Raw genomic sequence first — 5,775 nt, forward strand, 5'->3', positions numbered from 1 at the left:
GAATGCGGCATCCCCGTGGGCTGCGCCCCGTACTGCTCGGCCTGATCCAGCAGTTCACGCTTCTTGCGCTGAACCTGCTCCCGCGCCTTCCTCGCCGGCACCACGCGCAGGTCCACCGCGACATCGACCGGGAACGGCAGTCCCTCCAGCTGCGCCAGGACATCCGCGCTCTGCACCGCCACCGCCGGCGGGAGCTCGGCGAGCACCAGGTGCGCCTGGTAGCCGGTGCCGGCGTCGGACTCGACCTGCAGCCACTTGCGGCCCATCGGCGAGGACGTACCCGAACGCCACCACGGCGTCCTGTCACCCTTCGTGGACTCGGCGTGGCTGCGCCCGCCCTCGGCCAGTCGGATCTGCCCGAGGTCGGCGTACGAGGGAGAGGACAGCTTCCCGTCACGGACACGGCTGCCGAACAAGGGGCTGTGCTCGGCGTCGCCCAGCAGAGGCTCCTCCGTCAAGCCCCGGTGCACGGCGTGCTGGAGCATCCACACGATCTCCGCCGGCGACGCCGGGCGCAGACCGAGCCCACCGCCCAGCGAAGTCTGCACCCGCCCGGCCTCCTCCACGGCAGCTCGCACCTCCGCCTCCGACACCGCCACCGGCGGCAGATCGAGCGCCGCCGACAGCTCCGCATACAGGGCACCGAGCGAGATACCGGCGGCGGACTTCTTCGCCGCGAGGGGGACGGCGAGCCACAGGGTCCGCTCGTGCATCTCCTGACCGGTCAGCAGATCCACCGCGGCCGCGCAGGTCTGCGCCCACGCGGGCAGGCGCTGCCAGTCGACGTCGGCGACCATGCGTTCGGCGACCTCGCCCGGGTCGGTACGGGCCGCCAGCACGAACAGGCGCGGCTCCATCCCCGGCATCGAGCGGACCAGGGAGGTGACCCGGCCAAGGAGTTCCTGGTGCACCCGCGTGGGAAGGTAGCCACCCGGCAGGGGCGTCACCCGCCACAGGGCCCACACCTGCGACGTGGTCGACCAGAGCAGATGGCCGTGGATGTGCCTGAAAGGCGTCCGCATCACGCCGCCCCCTGTCCGGCGCCAGCCAGCAGCCGCGACAGACCCGAACCAGCCGCCGCAACAACCGGCACCGGAGCCACAGCTGCCGCAGGGGCGATGACGGGCACCGTGCCGACGGCCGGTGCTGCGAGCAGCTCAACGGCCGGCGCGAGGGTGAAGCGGCAGCGCAGGTACGAAGGACGCCGGTCGCGGGCGATCCGGCCGCCCACCCGCCCGGCCGGATGCCGGGTGAGCAGGAGCAGCACGCCGAGGAACGCGGTGAACGGGTTCTGCCCGGCGATCTGCGCACCGCGCACCGCCCACACCGACGCGATCCACAGCACCACCGGGACCGGACCCGCCCACGACCACAACGCGTACGTCTTGATCAGGGCGAAAGCCCCGCCGCCGAGGACCACCAGCTGCGCCGGCGTGTACGGGCCGAACGGCACCGTCCAGTCGCCGAGCTTGCCCAGAACCCACGGGTGCCGGCGCGCGCTGGTGTAGACCCGGGCAACTCCCTGCCTGCTCACGACGTACCGCCGTCCGCATCGGCGTGCGGAGCAGTAACGACCACGACGGTCTGGCCGGTGCTCTTGGCCGGGTTCTTGATCTCGTCGGAGAAGATCGACGCGAGCGAATCACGCGAGTTGTAGATGCCCAGGGCGATCACCAGCGCGATGAGCGCGCCGATACCGGCCTTGAGAGAGAACTTCCGCGCGATGGTTACCACGACCACCAGCGTCAGCGCGACCTTGAGTCCGTTATCGGCCCAGCCGGCCAGGGTCCCGATCAGGGAATCGCCGAGCGCGTCCAGCTGCCCGGCCAGCACCACGGAGTTCGGCGTGTTCATCGCCCACCGCCCGAGACGGCCGCAGGGGAGGAGGAGCTTGTACCTGCGGGCAGGTCGGTGATACCGGACTCCAGCGCGCTGACCTCCCACCGCCCGGCACGGGCGGTCACCTCCGCCCGGTAGACCAGCGGCCACCGGACGCCCAACTGGTCCTCACCGCTCACCCGGATCCGCACACGCGCCTTCGTCCCGTCCGCGGGGACCGCCGTGGCGGTGGCGGCCTCGGCGTCGGCGAGGACGTCGGTGACCTCGATGCGCACGTACGGCGCCGTCTTCGGCGCAGACACCCGCAGCCCCGGCGACAGGTACCGCTCCAGTCCGCCGCTCTGCCCGCCGCCGAGGTAGGCACGGACGAACTCGCTCAAGGACGTCTCCAACGTGCCGCCCGCGGGGACCCGGTGGGTGAAATGCGCGGCGACTGCGGTCGCGTCGGGGGCGGCGACCTCGGCTGGTGCACCGCCGATAGTGACCGGCACGCCCTCCGTGCCGCCGGTCCCGGACACCGCGTAGTACCGCACGAGAGGCGCCACCGTCTTCGGACCGCCTGTGGGCTCGGTCTGGTCCCGGACGGCCGCGACCACCACCGTCCACGCTTCCGGCCCGACGGTCGTACGGACGGCGATCACCCGTCCTGCGGCCGCGGCCGGGACGTCGGTGGAGCGGGGCCGCTTGGGCAGGTCCACTTCGGGAGCGAGACTCCGCACAGCGGTCGTGATGCTGCTGTCGGCGTTGGTCCCGTCGGCGCGGAGCCACAGGTCCACGAACAGCTCCGCCGCACCCCGGGGATCGGCCGGGGTGCGCGCTTCATCACGGTGCGGGGCGGGTGCGGCCTGCGCCACCGTGGTCGGCGGCGCGAAGAGAGCAACGGCCAAAGCGATGGGCCCGGCCGCGAGGGCGGCACACAGAACAACGCGGACCAGCTGAGGGCCGCGAGAAACGGCCTGCCGGACCGGAACGGTTTCCGGGCGGACCTTTCGAAAAGACGGCCCATGAACAGGGGCACGCCGACTCGAACGGCGACGCCTTGCTGCAGGAGGAACGGGAGTCACGGCTATGCCTTCCGGAGAGAGGAGTTGTGCTCTGCTCCACAAAACGGCGGCACCCTCCCCGGCCGGATCACCGCAGCGACCCCTACCGCGTCACGGCTGGGAAACGGTCATAGTGGTGACTCCCCACGACCTCCCCACCGCAGGTCACAGCCCTGCAGGGTGTGACCTCACCAGCAGTCGGTGAGGTCACCGGGGGCTCCTGTCCAGCAGTCCGGCGCCAGCTGACCGCACTTGCCACTCTGTGGGTAGTCAGCTGACCTCAGCCCGCTGCTCTGCGCTGGCGCAGGTGATGGGGCCGTAGGAGTTCAATGTGCCGGTTCCGGGTGGGGCCGACGAGAGGGGGCCGATTACGGGCACCCGCAGAAGCGTGGCTGGACCCCTACTGTCGGCGTCGCCGAGAGCGTGATGGCTGCGGGAGGAGTGTCGGACCAACGGGCGAGTTTGTGGCCTCCGTACGGATTCAGGGAGGGGTCTGCGGGTGGGAGGTGTCCCCGATCAGCGGGGTCGGGGTCATCGCTGCCACAGCTTCTCGTGTGGCAGTACGGCGGAGGTACGCTCACCGTTCACTTGGCGTCCGGAAGGAAGTGGTGGATGGTGTCCCGACCGCGGGTGGGCGTGGCCGTGCTGACGATGGGCGACCGGATGCCTGAGCTGCGAGCCCTGCTTGACTCGGTTGCCAAGCAGGACGAGCGCGCTGCGCGAATCGTCGTAGTGGGTAACGGCTGCACGTTGCCCGGTCTGCCGGACGCTGCCGTCGGGGTAGAGCTGTCGGAGAACCTCGGCGTGTCCGGCGGCCGCAACGTTGCCTGGCAGCGTTTGCGCGGCTTCGGGGACGTCGATGTACTGGTGGACCTGGACGACGACGGGCTCCTCGTCGACAGCGGCGTCATTCGCCGTATCGCCGACCTTTACGAGAAAGACGACCGTCTCGGCATTGTCAGCTTTCGCATCGCGGACGAGACGGGGGAGACCCAGCGCCGGCATGTGCCCCGCCTGCGGGCGAAGGATCCGATGCGGCGCGGCCTGGTCACGACGTTCCTCGGCGGCGACCATGCCCTTTCGATGGAGATGCTGGAGCAGACAGGTGGCTGGCCGGACGCGTTCTTCTTCACCCATGAGGAGACCGACCTCGCGTGGCGATGTCTGGACGCCGGATGGGACATCCTCTACGAGCCCGCTCTGGTGCTCCAGCATCCGAGGACGTCTCCGGCCCGTCACGCGGTCTACCACCGGATGACTGCCCGCAATCGGGTCTGGTTGGCCAAGCGCCACCTGCCGGCGCCTCTGATTCCCGTCTATCTCGGCGTGTGGATCGTGCTGACCTTGGTCCGGACTCGGTCGGCAGCCGGACTGTGGGCCTGGTTCGGTGGGTTCGCCGAAGGGGCGCGGACGAGCGCTGGCCCCCGCAGGCCGATGCGATGGCGCACCATCGTACGGATGGTCAGGCTGGGAAGGCCTCCGATCATCTAGGCCTGCATCCCAGGGCACTGCCCTCGCACAGTCAGACGTCGTGGTTATGTAGACGCTGGTCGAGATCGCTCACCCAGCGTTGGGCCCACGCACGTAGTTCAGTCGTTTCGTCCTCGGTCAGGCCGTACGCGGTGAACTCGTCGTCGTCGGCCCAATCCACACCAGCGAGGCGGTCACGGAGGTCGTGGAGGTGGAATTCGTCCCGACCGTGTCGCTTGCCGAGACGCTCTAGCTCATGGGTCGTGCGATGACGGGAAGCGGCGTGTACGTCGATAAAGTCGCGGATGGCGCCGCGGTCGGCGAGGGCACGGACCTTGGTCCCAATGACGGAGTCGAAGGCGAGGACCGGTCCGTACTCGGTTTGAGCGGGCGCCGTCCAGAAGTGCTCCTTGAGGATGTCCACCTCGCACTCCTCGCCGGTTTCCGGGTCGGTAGCCACAAGCCGGGCCGAGAGCGCGTCGATGTCGATGACGCGCACCTGCCAGCCCTGCGCGGCCAGGCCCTGCTCCAGGCTCGTGACGATCTCTGCCATCGGAGCCGGGTTCTCCGTGGCGACGTCGAGATCCTGGCTGAGCCGCTCGACGAGACCGTGTGCCTGTACGGCGTACCCACCGGTGAGCACGAGGGGATAGGGGGCGCCGATGTCGATGACAGCGGCCAGCAGCCGTCGATGCAGGGCGCTCAGCTTCACGCGGCGACGGACCCCGTGCTCGCGAGCTCGGGAAAAGCTTCCTCCCAGACCTGTCGCACGTGCCTGCTTACCAGGGTACGAAGGACGGGCCACTGGGCCAGAAGGAGGTCGCGATTCATCAGGGTCACGAGGTCCTCGTGCTGCCCCTCGGAGAGGACTGTGCGGTACAGGCCCATGCGTAGGCGGGGCCGGTCCAGGTCGTAGGCACGCAGCCCGGACCAGGCCACGTGCAGTGGCAGCTCGACCACCCCGTGCTCCGGACCTGCGAGCTTCTCCAGTGAGGCGGGAAGCCGGCTCGCGTACCGGGCGTGGAGCACCTCGGCTGCTCTGCTGGAGGAGTGCATGACCATGAACCTGATTATCTCGCGCCCCGCCCGTCCCTGGTACCGCAACCCGGCAATCCCTGCTCCGAGAGGTCGGCGTCCGGCTACAGCTTTTGCTCTGGGGGCCGCCGACCTGGGCCTGGGGACCGGCCAGGGCACCTCTCATTCGCGGACGCGTGGGGAACCTTCCGGTGATGCAAGGGGGGAGGCATGCAGGAGGCCACAAGGGGGAGGCAAGGGGGGAACGTGCAGGGCTGAGCCCGCCTAGTTTCCGCAGTTCGTGGGCCATTCGCTGGGTGGTGAGTCGTCAGACTTTGTTTGAGTGTGGTGGAGAAGTAGTAGGGGGTGGTGCGGGCCGGTGGGTGTCGGCCTGGGTGCCTGCGGCACC

Annotated in this window: 6 protein-coding genes and 1 pseudogene; 1 reads left to right on the forward strand and 6 read right to left on the reverse strand. The window is 69.7% G+C overall.

Annotated features, from left to right (window positions below; all coding sequences use genetic code 11):
* From ACFW48_RS38220 to ACFW48_RS38235, 4 genes and pseudogenes are all read right to left on the reverse strand, one after another.
* Positions 1 to 1,022: pseudogene (locus tag ACFW48_RS38220) on the reverse strand (ATP/GTP-binding protein); the annotation flags it as partial.
* Entirely contained in the window at positions 1,022 to 1,534 is a 513-nt protein-coding gene (locus ACFW48_RS38225) for a hypothetical protein (RefSeq protein WP_386323215.1), read from the reverse strand. The pseudogene ACFW48_RS38220 and the gene ACFW48_RS38225, both read right to left, overlap by 1 nt.
* On the reverse strand, positions 1,531 to 1,854 hold the full coding sequence (locus ACFW48_RS38230) for a hypothetical protein (RefSeq protein WP_386323216.1): 324 nt from the start codon (positions 1,852 to 1,854) through the stop codon (positions 1,531 to 1,533). Before ACFW48_RS38230 ends, ACFW48_RS38225 begins: the two co-directional genes overlap by 4 nt.
* Positions 1,851 to 2,615: a hypothetical protein gene (locus tag ACFW48_RS38235; protein WP_386323218.1), complete on the reverse strand. Its 765-nt coding sequence runs from the start codon at positions 2,613 to 2,615 to the stop codon at positions 1,851 to 1,853. Before ACFW48_RS38235 ends, ACFW48_RS38230 begins: the two co-directional genes overlap by 4 nt.
* A gap of 879 nt (positions 2,616 to 3,494) precedes the next feature.
* On the opposite strand from ACFW48_RS38235, the gene ACFW48_RS38240 reads away from it, so the two are divergent.
* Entirely contained in the window at positions 3,495 to 4,373 is an 879-nt protein-coding gene (locus tag ACFW48_RS38240; RefSeq protein ID WP_386323220.1) for a glycosyltransferase family 2 protein, read from the forward strand.
* Positions 4,374 to 4,404: 31 nt separating this feature from the next.
* Here ACFW48_RS38240 and ACFW48_RS38245 read toward each other — a convergent pair whose 3' ends face one another.
* Both ACFW48_RS38245 and ACFW48_RS38250 read right to left on the reverse strand, forming a co-directional pair.
* Positions 4,405 to 5,064: a nucleotidyl transferase AbiEii/AbiGii toxin family protein gene (locus ACFW48_RS38245; RefSeq protein WP_386323222.1), complete on the reverse strand. Its 660-nt coding sequence runs from the start codon at positions 5,062 to 5,064 to the stop codon at positions 4,405 to 4,407.
* Positions 5,061 to 5,414 (reverse strand): hypothetical protein, encoded by a 354-nt coding sequence (locus ACFW48_RS38250; protein ID WP_386323224.1) that lies wholly within the window; start codon positions 5,412 to 5,414, stop codon positions 5,061 to 5,063. Before ACFW48_RS38250 ends, ACFW48_RS38245 begins: the two co-directional genes overlap by 4 nt.
* Between the last annotated feature and the right edge of the window lie 361 nt (positions 5,415 to 5,775).

The sequence above is a fragment of the Streptomyces sp. NPDC058812 genome (genome assembly GCF_042744565.1).
GTDB classification, from domain to species: domain Bacteria; phylum Actinomycetota; class Actinomycetes; order Streptomycetales; family Streptomycetaceae; genus Streptomyces; species Streptomyces thinghirensis.